1 protein-coding gene is annotated in these 991 nt (G+C 62.6%); it reads left to right on the forward strand.

The window, feature by feature from the left end:
• Nucleotides 1-991: hypothetical protein (locus D908_RS22395; RefSeq protein ID WP_005528127.1), on the forward strand; the 991-nt coding region annotated here is incomplete at both ends.

Below are 991 nucleotides of genomic sequence, written 5' to 3' on the forward strand. Positions count from 1 at the left end.
AAAGTGGCGAGCTTCACGGCGTCAGACGAAGAAGACGGCACGCCAAGCGTGGACTTCACAGCCGGCACGAACACCGAGGGTTACTACGAAATCCGCGGCACCGATGTGGTGTTGACGCCAGCGGGTGTTGACGCGGTCAATGCGGGCGTGACCTTGCCAGCGGTGAGCCTGACGGCGACCGATAGCGCAAATGCGACGGCGACGGACAGCGATACGCCAACGTATGCGGCAGAAAACGACGGTCCGACAATCGACGTGACGGCGGCGGCGGAGTTCAATGAAAACGACGCGGTCGTGGGCACGAAAGTGGCGAGCTTCACGGCGTCAGACGAAGAAGACGGCACGCCAAGCGTGGACTTCACAGCCGGCACGAACACCGAGGGTTACTACGAAATCCGCGGCACCGATGTGGTGTTGACGCCAGCGGGTGTTGACGCGGTCAATGCGGGCGTGACCTTGCCAGCGGTGAGCCTGACGGCGACCGATAGCGCAAATGCGACGGCGACGGACAGCGATACGCCAACGTATGCGGCAGAAAACGACGGTCCGACAATCGACGTGACGGCGGCGGCGGAGTTCAATGAAAACGACGCGGTCGTGGGCACGAAAGTGGCGAGCTTCACGGCGTCAGACGAAGAAGACGGCACGCCAAGCGTGGACTTCACAGCCGGCACGAACACCGAGGGTTACTACGAAATCCGCGGCACCGATGTGGTGTTGACGCCAGCGGGTGTTGACGCGGTCAATGCGGGCGTGACCTTGCCAGCGGTGAGCCTGACGGCGACCGATAGCGCAAATGCGACGGCGACGGACAGCGATACGCCAACGTATGCGGCAGAAAACGACGGTCCGACAATCGACGTGACGGCGGCGGCGGAGTTCAATGAAAACGACGCGGTCGTGGGCACGAAAGTGGCGAGCTTCACGGCGTCAGACGAAGAAGACGGCACGCCAAGCGTGGACTTCACAGCCGGCACGAACACCGAGGGTT

Origin of the sequence: Vibrio mimicus CAIM 602, assembly GCF_000338875.1 — a bacterium.
In the GTDB taxonomy this organism is placed as follows: Bacteria; Pseudomonadota; Gammaproteobacteria; order Enterobacterales; family Vibrionaceae; genus Vibrio; species Vibrio mimicus.